This window comes from Streptomyces coeruleorubidus, from assembly GCF_028885415.1.
GTDB lineage: Bacteria > Actinomycetota > Actinomycetes > Streptomycetales > Streptomycetaceae > Streptomyces > Streptomyces coeruleorubidus_A.
In genome coordinates this window covers 2325728-2342716 of record NZ_CP118527.1, presented here as the reverse complement: position 1 = coordinate 2342716, position 16989 = coordinate 2325728, and the positions used below count along the sequence as shown (strand labels likewise).

General features: G+C 71.0%; 19 protein-coding genes and 1 pseudogene. 17 read left to right on the top strand and 3 right to left on the bottom strand.

The features are described from left to right. Positions 1-5 precede the first annotated feature (5 nt). The 5 genes from PV963_RS10930 to PV963_RS10910 all read left to right on the top strand — a co-directional run bounded on the left by PV963_RS10930 (position 6) and on the right by PV963_RS10910 (position 3410). Positions 6-329: a SpdD-like protein gene (locus PV963_RS10930; protein WP_274815451.1), complete on the top strand. Its 324-nt coding sequence runs from the start codon at positions 6-8 to the stop codon at positions 327-329. Positions 330-417: 88 nt separating this feature from the next. Beyond that, positions 418-603: a hypothetical protein gene (locus PV963_RS10925; protein ID WP_274815450.1), complete on the top strand. Its 186-nt coding sequence runs from the start codon at positions 418-420 to the stop codon at positions 601-603. Continuing rightward, complete coding sequence (repSA, locus tag PV963_RS10920; RefSeq protein WP_274815449.1) at positions 596-1966, top strand: replication initiator protein RepSA; 1371 nt, start codon at positions 596-598, stop codon at positions 1964-1966. Before PV963_RS10925 ends, repSA begins: the two co-directional genes overlap by 8 nt. 2 nt (positions 1967-1968) lie before the next feature. Continuing rightward, positions 1969-2169, top strand: a complete 201-nt coding sequence (locus PV963_RS10915) for a helix-turn-helix transcriptional regulator (RefSeq protein WP_053670795.1) — start codon at positions 1969-1971, stop codon at positions 2167-2169. Beyond that, positions 2169-3410 (top strand): tyrosine-type recombinase/integrase, encoded by a 1242-nt coding sequence (locus PV963_RS10910; protein WP_274815448.1) that lies wholly within the window; start codon positions 2169-2171, stop codon positions 3408-3410. Before PV963_RS10915 ends, PV963_RS10910 begins: the two co-directional genes overlap by 1 nt. Positions 3411-3430: 20 nt before the next feature. Here the strand turns inward: PV963_RS10910 and PV963_RS10905 are convergent, their stop codons facing one another. Continuing rightward, entirely contained in the window at positions 3431-3580 is a 150-nt protein-coding gene (locus PV963_RS10905; RefSeq protein ID WP_274815447.1) for a hypothetical protein, read from the bottom strand. A 31-nt stretch (positions 3581-3611) separates the two neighbouring features. On the opposite strand from PV963_RS10905, the gene PV963_RS10900 reads away from it, so the two are divergent. From PV963_RS10900 to PV963_RS10890, 3 genes and pseudogenes are all read left to right on the top strand, one after another. Further along, positions 3612-3836: a hypothetical protein gene (locus tag PV963_RS10900; RefSeq protein ID WP_274815446.1), complete on the top strand. Its 225-nt coding sequence runs from the start codon at positions 3612-3614 to the stop codon at positions 3834-3836. Between the two features lie 163 nt (positions 3837-3999). Further along, positions 4000-4590, top strand: coding sequence for a SigE family RNA polymerase sigma factor (locus PV963_RS10895; RefSeq protein ID WP_274815445.1), 591 nt, complete (start codon positions 4000-4002; stop codon positions 4588-4590). Continuing rightward, positions 4587-5200: pseudogene (locus tag PV963_RS10890) on the top strand (WD40 repeat domain-containing protein); the annotation flags it as partial. The gene PV963_RS10895 and the pseudogene PV963_RS10890, both read left to right, overlap by 4 nt. Positions 5201-5249: 49 nt before the next feature. Here the strand turns inward: PV963_RS10890 and dapA are convergent. Continuing rightward, complete coding sequence (gene dapA / locus PV963_RS10885; protein WP_274815444.1) at positions 5250-6134, bottom strand: 4-hydroxy-tetrahydrodipicolinate synthase; 885 nt, start codon at positions 6132-6134, stop codon at positions 5250-5252. 165 nt (positions 6135-6299) lie between these two features. Between dapA and PV963_RS10880 the strand changes: the two genes are divergently transcribed. The 5 genes from PV963_RS10880 (at position 6300) to PV963_RS10860 (ending at position 9085) form a co-directional block, all read left to right on the top strand. Continuing rightward, on the top strand, positions 6300-6458 hold the full coding sequence (locus PV963_RS10880) for a hypothetical protein (protein WP_274815443.1): 159 nt from the start codon (positions 6300-6302) through the stop codon (positions 6456-6458). Next, positions 6455-7138 carry a hypothetical protein gene (locus tag PV963_RS10875; protein WP_274815442.1) on the top strand — a complete coding sequence of 228 codons (684 nt, stop codon included), beginning with the start codon at positions 6455-6457 and terminating at the stop codon, positions 7136-7138. The genes PV963_RS10880 and PV963_RS10875 overlap by 4 nt, the downstream gene beginning before the upstream one ends. A gap of 180 nt (positions 7139-7318) precedes the next feature. Further along, positions 7319-7738, top strand: coding sequence for a phage holin family protein (locus tag PV963_RS10870; protein ID WP_274815441.1), 420 nt, complete (start codon positions 7319-7321; stop codon positions 7736-7738). After that, on the top strand, positions 7735-8130 hold the full coding sequence (locus PV963_RS10865; protein WP_274815440.1) for a DUF3618 domain-containing protein: 396 nt from the start codon (positions 7735-7737) through the stop codon (positions 8128-8130). Before PV963_RS10870 ends, PV963_RS10865 begins: the two co-directional genes overlap by 4 nt. Before the next feature lie 268 nt (positions 8131-8398). Beyond that, a complete protein-coding gene (locus PV963_RS10860) occupies positions 8399-9085 on the top strand; it encodes an antibiotic biosynthesis monooxygenase (protein ID WP_274815439.1) in 687 nt (228 codons plus the stop codon). 58 nt (positions 9086-9143) lie between these two features. Here the strand turns inward: PV963_RS10860 and PV963_RS10855 are convergent, their stop codons facing one another. Beyond that, positions 9144-10973 carry an endonuclease/exonuclease/phosphatase family protein gene (locus PV963_RS10855; RefSeq protein WP_274815438.1) on the bottom strand — a complete coding sequence of 610 codons (1830 nt, stop codon included), beginning with the start codon at positions 10971-10973 and terminating at the stop codon, positions 9144-9146. 305 nt (positions 10974-11278) lie between these two features. On the opposite strand from PV963_RS10855, the gene PV963_RS10850 reads away from it, so the two are divergent. From PV963_RS10850 to PV963_RS10835, 4 genes are all read left to right on the top strand, one after another. Then, positions 11279-12697, top strand: a complete 1419-nt coding sequence (locus tag PV963_RS10850; RefSeq protein WP_274815437.1) for a hypothetical protein — start codon at positions 11279-11281, stop codon at positions 12695-12697. A gap of 155 nt (positions 12698-12852) precedes the next feature. Further along, a complete protein-coding gene (locus PV963_RS10845) occupies positions 12853-14295 on the top strand; it encodes an alkaline phosphatase PhoX (protein WP_274815436.1) in 1443 nt (480 codons plus the stop codon). Positions 14296-14656: 361 nt separating this feature from the next. Continuing rightward, the gene (locus tag PV963_RS10840; protein WP_274815435.1) at positions 14657-16240 is read left to right on the top strand and encodes a TROVE domain-containing protein; all 1584 of its coding nucleotides are present in this window, start codon (positions 14657-14659) and stop codon (positions 16238-16240) included. 92 nt (positions 16241-16332) lie between these two features. Continuing rightward, positions 16333-16974, top strand: coding sequence for a GntR family transcriptional regulator (locus PV963_RS10835; protein WP_274815434.1), 642 nt, complete (start codon positions 16333-16335; stop codon positions 16972-16974). The last annotated feature ends 15 nt before the right edge of the window (positions 16975-16989 follow it).

Sequence of the window (16989 nt, the reverse complement as noted above, 5' to 3'; positions counted from 1 at the left end):
CGCTGATGTTCCGTCCGAAGATCCCGACCATGCCCACGCCGACCGGCCAGGTCAGCCCGCCTGCCGTGGTCGAGCCGACCACCATCGTCCCGGCCGCTCAGACCACGCCGCCCGCCCCGGTGGCCCCGGCCCCCGCGCCGTCCCGGCCGACGGTGCAGCTCACCCCCGGCACCGCCCTCGCCCTCGTCGGCGGCGGCACCGCCGTGGTCCTGGTCGTCGGCGCCGTCCTGGTCTCCATGCTCCTGGCGGTCGCCGTCACCGGCGCCTCGCTCGCCATCTGCGCCCTGGTGATCCGCTCCCTGGTCAACGCCGACGCCAAGCGCCGCTGACCGGCTCCCGGGCGGCCTCAACCGCCAAGTCTCCGCCGCCCGGGAGCCGCGCCCCTGTCCGATCTCACAACCGGAAGGAAGCCCCAGCATGACCGACCCCACCGCACCCGCGCCCCGTATCTGCCCCGACTGCGACGGTTTCGCCTCCGCCGCTATCACCACCGGCGGCCGCGACCGGCACGGCCACCTGCGCATCATCACCGCCAACTGCCCGGCCTGCGACGGCCTGGGCACCGTCCCCGCCCGCCGCGTCCGGGAGGGTGCGCGTGCCTGACCTGCTCGATCCGACCACCCTCGGCGACCTGCTGAGGGTGGCTTCGGCATCCGACTTCGACCGCTGGCACGAGCAGATCCGCCGCACCGGCGGCTGCGCCGACCCTATCCACCTGACCGGCTGGACCCTTGCCAAGGACAAGACCACCGGCGAGACCCTGCACCACTACTCCACCGCCAACGAGCCGGGCGGCCGTCTGCGTGTCGCCTGCGGCAACCGACGCGCTTCGCGCTGCCCGTCCTGCGCCTGGACGTACGCGGGCGACACCTACCACCTCATCCGCGCGGGCCTGGCTGGCGACGACCGACGCGACATCCCCGCCACCGTCCGCGACCACCCGCGCGTCTTCGCCACCCTCACCGCCCCCTCCTTCGGTCGGGTCCACAACCGGCCCGACCATGGCCTCTGCCGCTGCGGTATCCGCCACGGCGCCGATGACCCTGACCTGGGAACGGCCCTGGACCCGGCGACGTATGACTACGCGGGCGCGGTGCTGTTCAACAACCACGCCGGGCAGCTCTGGCAGCGCTTCACCAACCGGCTCCGCCGCGAGATCGCCGCCCGCGCCGGCATCACCCAGCGCGAGCTGAAGGAGTGTGCCCGTCTCTCATACGGCAAGGTCGCCGAGTTCCAAAAGCGCGGCGCCCTGCACTTCCACGCAGTGATCCGCATCGACGGCCCCGACGGACCCGAGACGGCCCCGCCCTCCTGGGCGACGGTCGATCTCCTCGCCGACTCGATCCGTGCAGCTGCCGCGCACTCCTACACGTCCGTCTCCGTCCCGGCCGCTGAGGACCAACCGGCCCGTACCTTCCGCTGGGGCACCCAGCTCGACGTCCGGCCCGTGAAGGCCTTCGGCGACGGCTCCCAGATCACCGAGCAGGCGGTCGCCTCGTACGTGGCCAAGTACGCCACCAAGGCCGCCGAGAACACCGGCACCCTGGACCGCCGCATCGGCGAACTCGCCGAGCTCGACCGCCACCAGGTCCCGGACCACACCCGCCGCCTCATCGAGGCCTGCAAGCAGCTCGACCCGCTCTACCCGGACCGGCGCCTGTGGGCCTGGGCTCACATGCTCGGCTTCCGGGGCCACTTCTCCTCCAAGTCCCGCCGGTACTCCACCACCCTCGGCGCCCTCCGCCAGGCACGCGCCGACTACCGCGCCGCCCAGGAACACGCCGCCCTCGGCCTCGAGGACCGCGAGCCCGACACCGTCCTGGTCCTGGCCGACTGGCAGTACGCCGGGCACGGCCACACCCCCGGCGAATCCGCCCTCGCCGCCACCATCGCCCGCGACCTCCAGCTCAACCGCGAAACCGCCCGCGAAGCGCTCGCCGCGCTGCCAGATGAAAGGGAGTGGTGACCATGCCGACCCGGCTGCCCGATCGGTATCTCACACCTGAGGACCTGGTCCAGCTCTTCGAGCTGCCCAGCGTCGAGACCGTCTACCAGTGGCGGAGAAAGCACATAGGGCCCCGCGGCTTCAGGGTCGGTCGGCATCTCAGGTTCGACCCGCAGGACGTACAGGCATGGGTCAAGTCCCGCATGGAAGGGGCTGCTGCCTGATGGCCGGACATGTTCAGGATCGCTGGTACAAGGCCCTCCCCGGCCCGGACGGCAAGACTGTCAGGGTCAAGACCGACCGTTTTGGCGTCGGCCACCGCTACCGCGCCCGGTACATCGCGCCGGACGGCTCGGAGAAGTCGAAGAGCTTCCCGGACAAGCAGAAGCGCAAGGCCGAAGCCTGGCTGTCCAACATCGAAGCGGACATGTCCCAGGGGCGGTACATCGACCCGGCTGCGGGCTCGGTGACCTTCGCGCAGTACGCCAAGGAATGGATGGCGGCGCTGACCATCGACCCGGTGACCCGTGAGAGCGTCGAGATTCGTCTCAGGGTCCACGCCCTTCCGTACCTCGGCGATCGGCCCATGGCGTCCTTCCGGCCCTCGCACCTGCGGGCATGGATGCGACAGCTGGAGGAGACGGGGCGCGCGGCGTCCTACCGACGGTCGATCTTCGCCAACGTGTCGGCCGTCTTCACGGCTGCCGTGGAGGACCGGATCATTGCGGAGAACCCGTGCCGGGCCCGTTCTGTCCGGGCGCCCTCCCTCGACGGCCGGAAGGTCAAGCCGTGGTCCCTCGATCGCGTCATGGCCATGCACGAGGCGCTGCCGGACGCCTACCAGGAGATGGTTTCCCTGGGGGCAGGCTGTGGGCTCCGACAGGGAGAGATCTTCGGCCTCGCCGTTGAGGACATCGACTTCCTCAGCGGCACGGTTCACGTAGTCCGCCAGGTCAAGCTCATACGCGGCGTGCAAGCGATCTTCGGTCCGCCGAAGGGCGGCAAGGAACGTCACGTACCGCTGCCCGAGACAGTCTCCTTCGCGCTGGCGGCCCACATCACGAAGCACGAGCCGGTAGCGGTCACCCTGCCGTGGAAGAGCCCGGACGGCCCGCCCGTCACGGCCTCGCTGCTGTTCGTCAACGCTCGGCGTCAATGGCTGCACCGGTTCCGCTTCAACCGGTCCGTATGGCGCCCGGCTCTCACTTCGGCCGGCATACCCCTCGGACGCGAGAACGGCATGCATGCCCTCCGTCACTTCTACGCCTCCGTGCTCCTGGACGCGGGAGAGAGCATCAAGGCCCTGAGCGAGTACCTGGGCCACCACGACCCGAGCTTCACGCTCCGCACGTACACGCACCTGATGCCGAACAGTGAGGCGCGCACCCGGGCCGCCGTGGATCGCGTCTTTCGGGACCAAGAGAGCACCGATGACGGCCCCGAAACGGCCCCTGAGGCGGGTTGATCGTCTGACCTGCTCATGATTCAGAACAGCCACAACTGATCGGCGTCGGCCGTCCCCGAGCGCCCGAACAGGGCCACGTACGAGTTACCCGGCGTGACCTCGTGGTGGTTTTTGCAGATGAACGGGTGGGCGCAGAGTCCGATGAACGGGCGGACGTCGTGTCCGATCATCAAGCCGAACCGACGAAACGAGGACCGAGGCATGAGGAACGAGCGGGGGCGGGCCGTAGCGCGCTGTCTGGCCGGGGCGGTCACGGCGCTGGTGGTGTGCTGGCTTCCGGCGGGGGCCGCGCACGCCGACGAGACCAACACGGGCTCGCACAACGGCCACCGGGTGGGGCTGATCAACGTCGGCCAGGTCGACGACCCGGCGGAGGACGTGCTGGAGCACACCCTGCTGTTCGGCGACGGGTACGCCTGGAACTGAGCCGGCACATCGACGGGCCGGGGCCCGTACCGCACACACTCGCGGTACGGGCCCCGGCCTGTTTTTCGTGTCCGGCAGATGGCATAGCGGGAGGCTCCCGCGCGCGTCACAAGGGGTACGGGGGCGGGCAGCGGGTTCGCTCCGGGGGAAAGCGAAGGTGACGATGGATGCCGAAGTGCAGGAGAGCTTCCGGGAATTCGTGGCGAACAGGTCGTCCGCGCTGCTGAAGACCGCGGTCCTGCTGAGCGGCGGCGATCGGCACGCGGGCGAGGACCTGCTCCAGAACGCGCTGATCAAGGCGGCGGGCCGCTGGCACCGGATCGACGAACCCGAGGCGTACGTCCGGCAGATCCTCTATCGCCAGCAGGTCAGCCGCTGGCAGCTGAAGTGGCCGAGGCGTGAACTGAGCGTCGCCGAACCGCCGGAGACCGGCACCGCCCCGGACGCCTCCGGTGCGGCCGAGCTGCGTCTGGTGATGCGGGGCGCGCTGGCCCGGCTGACCGCTCGGCAGCGCACGGTACTGGTCCTGCTCCCCCACTCTCGGCTTCGCTCGAGCGGGGGCCCCATCTTCGAGGATCTGCCCGAAACCGAGGTGGCCCGCATCCTGGGCTGCTCCGTCGGCACCGTACGGTCCGCCACCCATCGCTCCCTGGCCCGGCTGCGCGCCCTCGCGCCCGAGCTGGCCGCCCTGGGCCCGGCCGCCGACGAACAGCGGCCGTCCCGTGACTACTCGCCCGTGGAGGTGCGTCAGTGAACGTCGACGAACTCGTGCGCGACGCGCTGCGCGACCAGGCCGAGGGGCAGCCGCCCGCGGCACCCGGCTTCGCCGACCGCGTCCTGGCGGTCCGCCGCCGCAGCAGCCGCCGGCTCGCCTGCGCCGCCGCGACGGCCGCCGCCGTGGTCGCAGTGGCCGTGGCCGTGCCGATGCTGGACTCCGGCAAGCAGGACGTACGTCCCTCGGGCGGCGTGGAGCAGACCAGCGTCACCGCCCGTCCGGGTCAGTCGCCGCCGCGTGATGTGATCGCGGCCGGCCGGGTCGCCCTGGCCGCGTACTACACCTCCAGGAACGTCGAGCGGTCCGCCGACCGTGCCGTGTCCGAGCGCACGTACTGGCTGCTGAATCCCAGGACGAAGAGGTACGAGAAGGCCGACCGGTGGTCGTACGTCGCCGTCGCCCCCGGCTGGAGACCGCAGCCGTCCTGGAACGGGACCTGCCCGTCCGGCGCATCGGGCTGCTCGACCTCGTGAGCGGCGAGGTCAAGCGGTGGATCCCGGTCGACCGTCCGGTGGCGGGCGTGGAGTTCTCGCCCGACGGCACGAAGCTCGTGGCCACGACCTACAGCCAGAGCCCCGACCAACGGGTGATCGCGCAGCGGTGAGGAGGTCGGTGGGCAGGCCTTGAGCCGGGCCTGCTCAGGTGGTGGTCAGGGTCTTGTGGAGCGACAGCAGTCCGTCGGTCGTCTTGGCGTCGGCAGGCCGCAGAGGGGCGCGGACCGGGCCCGCGGGGAGGTCCAGGGCGGTGAGGAGCGCCTTCGTCGTCACCGTGCCCGGGAGGCCTGCCGACATGATCGCCTCGATGAGGGGGGTGGCCTCCTGCTGGAGGCGGGCCGCCTGAGTCGTGTCGCCCGCGTCGAACGCGTCCAGCACGGCTCGCAGCCGGTCCGGGATCACGTTCGACACCGTGCTGACGTAACCGGCCCCGCCCACCGCGTACAGGGCGAGGTTGTGCTCGTCGCAGCCCGCGTAGTACGCCAGGTCCGTGCGGGCCAGCACCTTCTGGGCGGCCAGGAAGTCGTAGGAGCAGTCCTTGACCGCGACGATCCTGGGGTGTGCGGAGAGGCGGAGGATCGTCTCCGGTTCGACTCGGATGCCGGTGCGGATCGGGATGTCGTAGAGCATGAGCGGGAGTTCACTGGCGTCGGCGATCTCGCGGAAGTAGGCCTCGATCGCGTCCTGCGGGGGTCTGCTGTAGTACGGGGCCACCACTAACAGGCCGTCCGCGCCTGCCTTTTCGGCCTCCCGGGCGAGGTCGAGGGTGTGGCGGGTGTCGGGCGTGCCGATGCCCGCGACGATCGACGCCCGGTCGGCCACGGCCTCGCGGACGGCTGCGATCAGGGTCGACTTCTCGGCGTCCGTGGTGGTCGGCGACTCTCCGGTCGTGCCGGACAGGACGAGGCCGTCGCAGCCCTGTGCGACCAGGTGGGCGGCGAGGCGTTGGGCGCCGTCGAGGTCCAGTGTTCCGGACGTCGTGAACGGGGTGATCATGGCGCACAGGGCGCGGCCGAAGGGGGTCGTCATATGAGTAGTGTCGGCAGCACGATTGTGTAGCTCCAGTTAATTCTTCTACCTGGTATTCGTAAGGGATGCTTTCCGGTTGTGCCGGTGGAGTGCCCTATGTCCAAACCAGGGTCTTATGGGTCACCATGGCCAGGACGGTCGGCGACGGCATTTCATGGAGGCGTCATGAAGCTGGGCAAGGCACTGGCCACCGGGGTCGCGGAGGAGCAGCCGCAGGTCCGGGACGAGGAGATCGAACTCCCTGAGCTCCAGGGACTCCAGGAAGTCGAGGGACTCCGGGAAGCCGAGGAGTCCACGCTGGACGAGGTGCCGGTCGCCCGATGAGGCTGCGGCTTCCGACGGAGCGTCCGACGGAGCCGCCGACCGGATACAAGATCGCCCACCCGGTGCTGTCCCAGGACGGCACCCGGGCCGGGTTCACCGGTGTGTCGCTGGGCGGCGCGCTGCCGTACGGGGTGGTGGCGGAGGCGTCGTGCGTGTACGGGCTGCGGCACCGGGCGCCGCATCGGCGCTGCGACTGCGGGTTCCACTGCGTGCATGACCGCGAGGCGGCCCAGGCGTTGCTGTGCACGGCCGAGCACCGGGCTGCCGTGCTGTTGGAGGTCTCCGTTCTCGGGGTCTACATCCGCTTCGAGCGCGGGTTCCGGTATGCCCGGCAGCGGGTGCGGGTCATGACCGTGGGGGCGTGTGCGTGCGGTGCCGGAGCCGCTGCGCTGGGCGAGGCCGGCTGGGGGCGTCCGGGGTGGCGGGCCTTGGTGCCCTGTTGTGGGGGGTGTCTGCGGGGGCGGCCGTCCTTGTCGCTTGCCGGGTTCGCGCGGCTGGCGGGGGACAGGTTGCGGGTCGTCGCCGGCGGTGGTACGGCGCCGGCGGGGCTGGAGGGGGCCGAGGGGCTGGGTGTGCCCGAACTTGTCGCGGAGGCCGCGTTGTTGCAGGCGCGGCTCGACTGGTTTCAGGCCCAGCTGGCGCGGCTCGGTGAGCGTGGTGGGGGTGGGGCGGCGGGATAGCCGGGGCCGGGGTGGAGGGGTTGGCACGGAGCGGTTGGCGAGGCCGGGCTGTGTGGGGTGGCCGGGCTGTACGGGGATGGCCGGACTGTGCGGTGGTGGCCGGGCCGGGATTCGGGGGTGGGGTAGCCGGGGGTGGGCCGGGTACTCGGGGGTTCCTACTTCGAGAGGAGGCGGAACACCGTGACCGGGACCATCGATCATCGGGCCGTGCACGACGAGCACCACTCCGTGGGTGAGCTCGTCTCACAGGCCGCGGAGCAGGCCTCCCGGCTCGTGCGGCAGGAAGTGGCTCTCGCGAAGGAAGAGCTGGCCGAGAAGGGGCGGCGTGCGGGGCGCGGCGGTGGGCTGCTCGGTGCGGCGGGTGCCGTCGCCTACGCGGGGCTGCTCGCGCTGGCCGGGACAGGGGTCGCCGCCCTCTCGCTGGTGCTGCCCGTCTGGGCCGCTGCGCTCATCGTGACGGGGGTGCTGTTCGTGATCGCGGCCGTGCTGGCCGCTGCCGGCCGGGGGCAGTTGCGCCGGGCCACGCCTCCCACGCCTGCGGAGGCGCTCGGCAGTGTCAGGGCGGACGTGGAGGAGATCAAGGAAAGGGCGCATCGATGACGGACGCGAAAGGTGGGGCCAAGGGGCCCGATGAGCTGCGCCAGCAGATCGAGCGGACTCGTAGTGAACTCGGGAACACGGTCGAGGAGTTGGCCGGGAAAACGGATGTGAAGGGGCGTGCGCGGGCGCGGGCGGCCGATCTGCGGGACAAGGCCGGGGCGATGACCGTGCAGTTGCGGAGCAGCGCCGCGCAGGCCGGGCATACGGTGCACGACAAGGCGACGCATGCGGGGCCTCGGCCGGTGCGCGGTGTCGTCCGGGCCGGGATGCGGCATCCGGGGCCGGTGCTGGTTGCCGGGGCGGCTGCGGGGGCTGCGGTGGTGGCTGTCGGGGTGTTGCGGCGGCGGCAGCACGTGCATCACTGGTCTCGCGGGCATCGCTGGCATCGCTGAGCGGGGTGGGGTGGGGTGCGAGACGGTTGCGCCTGCGCGTTGGTGGTGGGCCGGGGCCGCTCAGCCGCGGGCAGTCGTGCCGCCAAGGGCGGCACGGGTGGGCGCAGCGGTACCCCGCCACGCCGGGCTGCGGACCCACCCGGCCCCAGCACCGACATTGAGCACCTGGAAGCGCCGAGCTGCGCGGCACCCCTCACTTGACCTCAAGCTTGGTCGAGGTTGAAAGGTGGGATGCGCAGGCAACCGGCGCATACGACTGGAGTGTTCAATGAGCCGTCGAATCGAACAGCACCCCGACCTCACCGACCCCCGGCCAGGCGCTCTCTTCTTCAGTACCTGGCGGGTCGGCACCCCCGAGCGGCAACGGCAGACCGTGGAGGCGATCGGGCGGACGTGGGAGCGGCGGCCGTGGCCCACCGGTGATCTGCTGCGGTACCACGTGTACGCGGGGCACGACGGCTCCACGCTGATGCACTACTCGCAGTGGAGCGACGAGCAGGCGTACGAGGCCTTCGTCAAAGCTCATCGGCAGGAGCGGGTCGACGAGATCGACACCGCCGTGCCGGAGATCGAGCGGTTGGGGCTCGCGCGGTACCGGCGGTACCGCAGCCGGGACCGGGCCGTCGGGGACGTGCGGGTGCCGGGGCTGATCGTCACCGTGCGGATCGACTTCGAGGAGGGGGCCGGGGAGCGGCGGGAGGAGTGGGTCGATCTCGTGGTCAAAGCCCTGGGCGACGATCCCGAAGGGCACGCCGGGCTGGTCTCCGCCCATTTCCATCTGAGTACCGATGGCGGGCACGTGCTGAACTACGCCGAGTGGGAGAGCGACCAGGCCTATGACGAGGCCTTGGCGGCGCCCGCGACCGACACGTGGGAGCGGGTGCGGACGTCCCCGGGGGTGACGGGAGTGAGCGGGAGCCGGTACCGGCATGCCCTGGGGCTCGTGCCCGGGTGAGTGCGGTGCCGCGGGGCCGGCTGGACGCCTTGGTCCAGCCGGCCCTTGGCCCAGGGGGTTAGGGGCGGAAGCGCAGGACCTGCGGGTCGTGGTCGCTGATCTGGTCGTTGAACTCCGCGTTGACGTGCACGCTGTCGTACTCGAAGTCGCAGTCGCGGCGGATCGACGGGCTGATCAGGATCTGGTCGAGGACCTGGCTGTTGCCCTGGTAGACGTACGAGTAACGCTCGCTGCGGGGGAGCGATTTGATCGCCGACCAGAGTTCGCCCCGCCCTTCGAGGACGCTGGTGGTGCGGGAGAACTCGAAGTCGTTGATGTCGCCCAGGGCGATGACGTCCGCGTTCTTCTGGGTGTCGAGGATGTCCTTGACGAAGCCGTTCACCAGGGTGGCCTGCTGGTGGCGCTGGGTCTCGGAGCCGCGGGCCGGCGGCTGGTACTGGGAGGTCAGGCCCTGGTCGCCGCCCTTGGAGTTGAAGTGGTTGGCGATCACGAAGACCGTGCGGCCGCGGAAGACGAACTCGCCGGCCAGCGGCTTGCGGCTGTTCTTCCAGGCCTCGTCGGCGGGGGCGATGCGGCCGGGGCTGAGCGTCAGGTGCGCCTTGCCGCGGATCTTCGTCACGCCGGTCGCCGTCGTGGCGTCACCGCCCGCGCGGTCCTGGAAGGAGACCCGCTCCGGGTTGAACAGGAACGCCTGGCGGATGTTGCCGCCGGGCTCACCGCCGTCGGCGCTGTCGGCCGGGTCGATGGAGCGCCAGTCGTACTTCGGGCCGCCGGCCGCGACGATCGCGTCGATCAGCTTCGTCATGGTCTGGTCGGCGGCGACCGTACCGTCGTTCTTCGCGCCGTTGTTGTCCTGGATCTCCTCCAGGGACACGATGTCCGGCGACTTCAGGTTGTTCACGATCGCGGACGCGTGCTCGGCGAAGGTGTCGTCGGTCGGGTCGAGGTTCTCGACGTTGTAGGTGGCGACCGCGAGTTCCGAGGAGCGCTGCTTGCGCGTCGTCTCGCGCTTCAGGCCCGCCGTCTTGAGCGTGCCGAGTTCGCTCGCGACCAGGGTGTAGCCGCCGAACTGGTTGTAGTCCAGCGGACCCGCCGTCGTGCCGGCGAGGGTGTCGCCGACGTTCGCCTTCGGGAAGTCGGCCGTCGAGCCGAGGGACTGGATCTGGAGGCGGCCGGTGTTCTGGGCGTCGTAGGAGCCGTAGACCGTGCCGCCGTGGCGGTTGCGGTTCTCGTGCGGCTTCACCGTCACCCAGAGTTCGGTGTACGGGTCGGTGGCGCCCACGACACGGGTGTCGGTGACGCGGACGGTCATGCCCTCCAGGGCCTCGTAGTGGTCCAGGGCGTACGTCGAGGGCTTGAGGGGGAGGGCGTTGATCGAGCCGTTCGCCGTGGTGTCGCCGGCCGGCGCGTAGGCGGCGGGGACCGACCGTGCGTCGATCGTCGCGGCGGCGGGGAGCCGGTTGCCGCTGGAGACGACCGTTGTCGTCGGCTTGGTGATCTCCGTCAGGGACTGGTTGCCGGAGGTCGTGCCGCCGGGGACGTACTCCGAGACCGTGCCGCTGACCTTGACGGAGTCGCCGACCGCGACTCCCTTCGGCGTCGAGCTGGTGAAGACGAAGACGCCCTCGCTCGTCGCGGGGTCGGCGTCCGGGTTCGGGTCCTGGATCCAGAAGCCGCGGGACGAGCCGTAGGTCCGGATGCCGGTGACGATTCCGGTCACGTCCGTGACCTGCTTGCCGGCGTACGGGGATATCCGGGTGCTGCCCTGGATGTCGTGGATGCGGACCGAGTCCGCGTGGGCCGGGGTGGTGAGGACGATCGTGGATGCCGCGGAGCACACGGCGGCGACGGTGAGCGCGGCGAGGCGCGCGGACGACTTGCTCGGCAACGGGAATCCCTCCGGGGACGTGACAGAGCGCCGGGACGAGGGTGGTGCGTGGACTGTCTGCCGCAACCTGTGGGGCGGGCGGTGTGACGCGCGTAGCCGACGGCGGACGGGGGCCTGGTGGGGCCGGCCCGGTGAACAAGTGTCCGCCGACTTCTACGCGCGTCAATCTCCAGCCTGCTCAGGTCACTTGTCAAGGTTTCGGCCATGTACAGTCCCTGACGGGTACATGAAGTAGGCGGCATGGGTGTAAATCCGTCTAGGCTGAGCGGCTGAGTCGTATGAGGCGCCGCTAGGAGAAACAGCCGATGTCAGACAGCTCCCCCCTGCCGCCGGTGCGGCTGCACCCCGAAGCGGAGCTGGCGCGCGACGCGCTGTCCACGCCGTTGCTGTCCCGGGCCGCCCGGCTGGCCCGCTGGACCGGGCCGCAGACCCGGGTCGACGCCGGGGGCGGGCTCGTCGACGAGCAGTTGCCCGCGGCCGCCGAGGTGCTCGGACTGAGCGGGGACGACGCCGCCGCCGACGCCAGTGAGGCGTGGCGGGTGGCCGTGGACACCGGGCTCGTCGAGATCGTCGACGAGGAGGAGGGCACCGTCACCGCGGGCGAGGACCTGGCGCTGCTCACCGGCGGTTCGCCGCAGGACGTGCTCGCGGTGTGGCTCGCGGCCCTGGAGACGGTGCTCGCCGACGCGAGCGTGCCCGACCTGGACGGTCTCGTGGCCGAGGACGGCGAGGTCGACCTCTCCGCCCTCGACTGGGACCCGGAGGCCGAGGCCGAGTTCCTCGACGGCGTGCTCGGCAACCTCTACCTGCTGACCGCCGGCGAGGACACGCCCGCCGCTGCTCCGGTGCCGCTGCCCGCACTGGCCGCCTCGGTGATCGTGCCCAGCGACATGGGCGAGCCGACCAACGACGTCCTGGAGCAGGTGTCCGACGCGATGATGCGGCTGGACGACCAGTTCCGGATGCTGGAGCCGGTGGGGCTCGTGGCGTACCAGCCCGTGGACGAGGCGCTCATGGCCGAGGCCGACGAGGAGCCCACGGCGCCCGTCGACGACACCGACGTCTCCCGGTACGGCATGGTCCGGCTCACCCCGCTCGGGCTCTACGGCCTGCGGGCCCGGCTGCTGGAGGCCGGGTTCGAGGCGCCGGCCGTCGGGGACCTCGCGGACAAGGGAGCCGACGCGCTGCTCGACGGCACGGCCGCGTTCCCGCCGGGTGCGGCACAGGCCGAGACCGAGCAGTGGCTGGAGCGTCGGGAATCGCTCGACGCGGCACGGGAGTTGCTGGCGGCGGCGCGGGGCACGGATGCCGGGGCGCCGCTGCGGCGGTTGCGGTGTCAGCAGGCGCTGTCCCTGGTGGGTGCCGCGGCCGAGCCGGCGCTGCGGGAAGTCCTCGACGATGCCGAGTTGGGTGGTCTCGCCCGGGTCTGGCTCACCGAGCATGGTGCGGCGGATGTGCCTGCGCCGTCGGAGGTGATGGTGTACTGGCTGACCATCGACACGGTGGCCGCGCAGCTGGCTGCGGAGGGCAATTCCGAGGAGTTGCGGGCACTGGTTGAGGGGCTCGCCCAGCAGAACGGTGGTTTTTTTGAGGCTGTGTGGCGGGTTGATCATCCCGCTACGGCCGATGTGCTGGAGGCGATGGGGCGGCTGCATCCGGACAAGAAGGTTGCGAAGGAAGCGCGGAAGGCGGCCTTCAAGGCGCGGTCGCAGCAGGGGGGCTGAGCCTGCGCGGCGGGTACGGGTCGAGTGTGGCTGGTCGCGCAGTTCCTCGCGCCCCTTAGGGCGTTGTTCAACCGGCGTTCATGCGTGAGCGGGACGGTGTCCGCGAATGAGGTCCGCCACCCTCCACGGCATACCCACCGTCACAGGAGACACCCATGTCGCTCACCCGCAGGGACTTCGCCAGAACCTCCGCGATCACCGGTGCCGGTGTCGCGCTGGCAGGCAGCGTCGGCGCCCTCGCCACCGCGCCGAACGCCCTCGCGTCCTACGACACCGACAGTGCGGAGGGCGCGGCGGACGCCCGGCACTCAGTGGGCTACGGGCCGCTCGTCCCCGACCCCAAGGGGATCCTCGCCCTGCCCGCCGGGTTCACGTACCGGATCATCACCTACAGCGGCAAGACGAAGCTGGAGTCCGGTGAGTTCACGCCGTCCAACCACGACGGCACCGCCACCTTCGACGGCCCCCGCGGCACCACCCTGCTCGTCAACAACCACGAGCTGAAGGGCCCGCGCGCCAACTGGAAGTACCCGGTGCCGCTCACCGAGGGCCTCGTCTACGACCCGGCCGCGGCCGGTGGCTGCACGGTCGTCGAGGTACGCCCCGACGGACGGGTCGCGGAGTGGGTCGGCATCGCGGGCACCTCCACCAACTGCGCCGGCGGCAGCACGCCGTGGGGCACCTGGCTCACCTGCGAGGAGAACTCCGACAGGGCCGGCGTCAACGGCATGACCAAGGACCACGGTTACGTGTTCGAGGTCGACCCGAGCGACCGGCGCGCCAACCGGAACCCCAAGCCGCTGAAGTTCTTCGGCCGTTACGACCACGAGGCCGTCGTCATCGACCCCAGGCGCGGCCACGCCTACCTCACCGAGGACGACGACGAGCCCAACGGCCTCTTCTACCGCTGGACCCCGCCCAAGGGCTTCGCGTACGGCCCCGGCAAGTTCCGCGAGCTCGCCGACGACGCCGGCGTCCTGCAGGCGCCCAAGTGCTACGACTCCGGCGGCCGGTTCGTCGACGACCTGTCCCGGGCCACGAAGACCGGCACCGTCTACGGCGTCGACTGGGTGGACGTACCCGACCGTGACGCCCGTACCACGCCCGTGCGCAAGCAGTTCGATGACGGGGAGGTCACCCGCGCCCGCAAGCTGGAGGGCATGTGGTGGGGCGACGGCGGCGCTTACATCGTCTCCTCGTACGCCCGCGAGGAGAGCCCCGTCCAGCACGACGGCCAGGTCTGGTTCTACGACCCCAAGCGCCGGACGCTGACGTTGAAGGTCCTGCTCGGTGTGAACCCCGACCCGTCCAAGGACGGCGCGTTCGACGGCCCCGACAACATCACCGTCTCCCCGTACGGCGGCATCGTCCTGGCCGAGGACGGCGAGGGCGTCTCGCACCTCTTCGGCGCCACCGAGAGCGGCCGCACGTACCCGATCGCCCGCAACGACCTGAACGTCGGCACCGAAGAGGAGCCGGAGTACAGCGAGTTCGCCGGTGTCACCTTCTCGCCCGACGGCAAGACCCTTTACGCCAACATCCAGGACCCGGGCATCCTGCTCGCCATCACCGGTCCTTGGAAGCGGCAGAAGCGGTAATTAATTCGCTCGCAGGTCCTGTACCGCGCCTCCTACAGTGAGATCACAACGTCACGCACCTCCCGGTGCGATGGCAGCGGCTACTTCTCTTCCAAAGAATCCGACGCCGCCGCCGACTTGATCTCGGGAGGCGCAGCATGGGGTGGGTGCCCGGTGCGCAGGCAACGGTTACTTCATTTGATCGGAATGTTGCGGGTTCGAGTCCCGTCAGCGACTTCGGGTCGCTGTAGCTCAATCGGCAGAGCATCCGGATAAGTCCGTCGCCGACTTCTGTTCTCGGGCACTCACCTCTCTCATGCGCGCTTCCCTCGGATACCTGAAGAGAATTCGGGAACCTGTAAAGAATTCGGGGGAATTCATCATGGCGCGATTCAACAGCAAGGCGGCGCGGGCGCGTCCCGTCTCCCGTGTGACCTCCACCGGGCGTGTGCTGCGCACCTACGAGGGCGGCCGTGGCCGTGAGCGCGACGCCCGCTCGGAGCTCTTTCTGCTCGCGGTGTCGAACTTCGTGTCGCAGCAGACCTTCTACGAGACCGGCGCCGACCGCGACGACCGCTTCGCGAAGCTCGTGCGCGAACTCGCCGTCACCGACCCGGCGTGGACGGCCGGCCTGCTCGGCTGGCTGCGCGGTGAGGGCAACCTGCGCACGGCCTCCGTCGTCGGCGCCGCCGAGTACGTCAAGGCCCGCCTGGACGCGGGCGCGACCGACGGCCCGTCCAACCGGCAGGTCGTGGACTCCGTGCTCCAGCGGCCCGACGAGCCCGGCGAACTGCTCGCCTACTGGACCGCGACCTACGGCCGCAACGTGCCCAAGCCGGTCAAGCGCGGCATCGCCGACGCCGTACGCCGTCTCTACCACGGCAAGTCCCTGCTGAAGTACGACACCGCCTCCAAGGGCTACCGCTTCGGCGACGTCCTCAACCTCGTGCACGCCGCGCCGGACCCGGACAAGCCCTGGCAGGGCGAGCTGTTCCGGTACGCCCTCGACCGACGGCACCACCCCGACACCGCGGTGCCGCCCGCGTCGGACCGCGTCCTCACCGCGCACCGCGAGCTGATGGCGCTGCCGGTGGCCAAGCGGCGCGCGGTCGTGACCGCCGAGGGCGGTGCCGAGCGGCTGGCCGAGGCCGGGATGACGTGGGAGACGCTGGCGGGCTGGCTCCAGGGGCCGATGGACAAGGCGGCCTGGGAGGCCGTGATCCCGTCCATGGGCACCATGGCGCTCGTGCGCAACCTGCGGAACTTCGACGAGGCCGGGGTGTCCGACGAGGTGGCCGAGCGGGTCGCCGCGCGGATCAGCGACCCGGCGGAGGTCGCGCGCTCGCGGCAGTTCCCCTTCCGGTACCTGGCCGCGTACCAGCACGCGCCGTCGTTGCGCTGGTCGTACGCGCTGGAGCGGGCGCTCGGCCACTCGCTGGCCAACGTGCCCGCGCTGCCCGGCCGGACGCTGGTGCTCGTGGACCGCTCGGGCTCGATGTTCTGGTCGCGGCTGTCCGACCGCTCCGAGCTCAACCGGGCAGACGCCGCCGCGATCTTCGGCACGGCGCTCGCGCTTCGGGCGGAGCGCGCGGACCTGGTCGAGTTCGGCTCGACGAGCGACCGCGTGAAGTTCCGCGAGGGCGAGTCGGTGCTGAAGATCCTGGACCGCTTCGGCGACCTGGGCGGCACCGACACCACCGAGGCGGTGCGCCGGCACTACCGCAAGCACGACCGGGTGCTGATCGTCACCGACGAGCAGTACACGCACCACCACCGGGGTGACCCGACCGAGCAGGTCCCGGCCGACGTGCCGGTCTACACCTGGAACCTCGCCGGATACCGGGCGGGCCACGGCCCGTCGGGCACCGGGAATCGGCACACCTTCGGAGGCCTGTCGGACGCGGCTTTCCGGATGGTGCCGCTGATCGAGGCATCCCGGGACGCCGACTGGCCCTGGGCGGCCTGAGAGACCGTGGCCCGCACCGCGTGGGGAGTGCGGGCCACGATCTTGTCCTGACCCTTGTCCGCGCCTAGTACTGACATCTAACATTTCAGTTCATGGAAGCCATCCGGCCCGTGCCCCGGACCCTGCTCAGGGACCGTGCGTACGCGGCGATCCGGGACGCCATCGTGGCGGGGGAGATCGAACCCGGTGCCGTGGTGCGGGACGCCGAGCTCGCGGAGCGGCTGGGGTTGTCCCGGGCGCCGGTGCGGGAGGCGTTCTCCCGGCTCGTGGACGAGGGGCTGCTGGAGAGCAAGCCGCAGAGCTACACCCGGGTGACCCCGCTCGTGGCCTCCGACGTCCGGGACGCCGCCGCCGTGGTCGGCGCCATGCACGAGCTCGTGACGCGGGTCGCCGTGCCCCGGCTGAGTGCCGCGGACATCGAGGCGATGCGCGCCGCCAACCAGCGGTTCGCCGCCGCCGTCGGCACCGGAGACGTGGACGGGGCGTTGCGCGCCGACGACGCGCTGCACGAGGTCCTCGTCCGGGTGAGCGGCAACCGCGCGGCCGCCGCGACCGTCGCCCGCTACACCCCGCTCATCCGCCGCCTGGAGCGACGGCGCTTCGGCGAGGGCGGCAGCTGCCGTTCGGCCGGGCTGCACGAGCGGCTGATCGAGGCCTGCGCGGCCGGTGACGTGGCCGAGGCGGTCCGCGTCACGGCGGAGATCTGGCGGGGGCTCGAAGAGCTCGCCGACTGAGACCGATCCCCATCC

Bases quoted from the DNA above. Each gene is read 5' to 3' on its own strand.
- PV963_RS10915 (WP_053670795.1), top strand. From the start codon at position 1,969: ATGCCGACCCGGCTGCCCGATCGGTATCTCACACCTGAGGACCTGGTC.
- dapA (WP_274815444.1), bottom strand. From the start codon at position 6,134: ATGACGACCCCCTTCGGCCGCGCCCTGTGCGCCATGATCACCCCGTTC.
- PV963_RS10895 (WP_274815445.1), top strand. From the start codon at position 4,000: ATGGATGCCGAAGTGCAGGAGAGCTTCCGGGAATTCGTGGCGAACAGG.
- PV963_RS10835 (WP_274815434.1), top strand. From the start codon at position 16,333: ATGGAAGCCATCCGGCCCGTGCCCCGGACCCTGCTCAGGGACCGTGCG.
- PV963_RS10865 (WP_274815440.1), top strand. From the start codon at position 7,735: ATGACGGACGCGAAAGGTGGGGCCAAGGGGCCCGATGAGCTGCGCCAG.
- PV963_RS10900 (WP_274815446.1), top strand. From the start codon at position 3,612: ATGAGGAACGAGCGGGGGCGGGCCGTAGCGCGCTGTCTGGCCGGGGCG.
- PV963_RS10910 (WP_274815448.1), top strand. From the start codon at position 2,169: ATGGCCGGACATGTTCAGGATCGCTGGTACAAGGCCCTCCCCGGCCCG.
- PV963_RS10840 (WP_274815435.1), top strand. From the start codon at position 14,657: ATGGCGCGATTCAACAGCAAGGCGGCGCGGGCGCGTCCCGTCTCCCGT.
- PV963_RS10930 (WP_274815451.1), top strand. From the start codon at position 6: ATGTTCCGTCCGAAGATCCCGACCATGCCCACGCCGACCGGCCAGGTC.
- PV963_RS10860 (WP_274815439.1), top strand. From the start codon at position 8,399: ATGAGCCGTCGAATCGAACAGCACCCCGACCTCACCGACCCCCGGCCA.
- PV963_RS10880 (WP_274815443.1), top strand. From the start codon at position 6,300: ATGAAGCTGGGCAAGGCACTGGCCACCGGGGTCGCGGAGGAGCAGCCG.
- PV963_RS10850 (WP_274815437.1), top strand. From the start codon at position 11,279: ATGTCAGACAGCTCCCCCCTGCCGCCGGTGCGGCTGCACCCCGAAGCG.
- PV963_RS10905 (WP_274815447.1), bottom strand. From the start codon at position 3,580: ATGATCGGACACGACGTCCGCCCGTTCATCGGACTCTGCGCCCACCCG.
- PV963_RS10925 (WP_274815450.1), top strand. From the start codon at position 418: ATGACCGACCCCACCGCACCCGCGCCCCGTATCTGCCCCGACTGCGAC.
- PV963_RS10875 (WP_274815442.1), top strand. From the start codon at position 6,455: ATGAGGCTGCGGCTTCCGACGGAGCGTCCGACGGAGCCGCCGACCGGA.
- PV963_RS10845 (WP_274815436.1), top strand. From the start codon at position 12,853: ATGTCGCTCACCCGCAGGGACTTCGCCAGAACCTCCGCGATCACCGGT.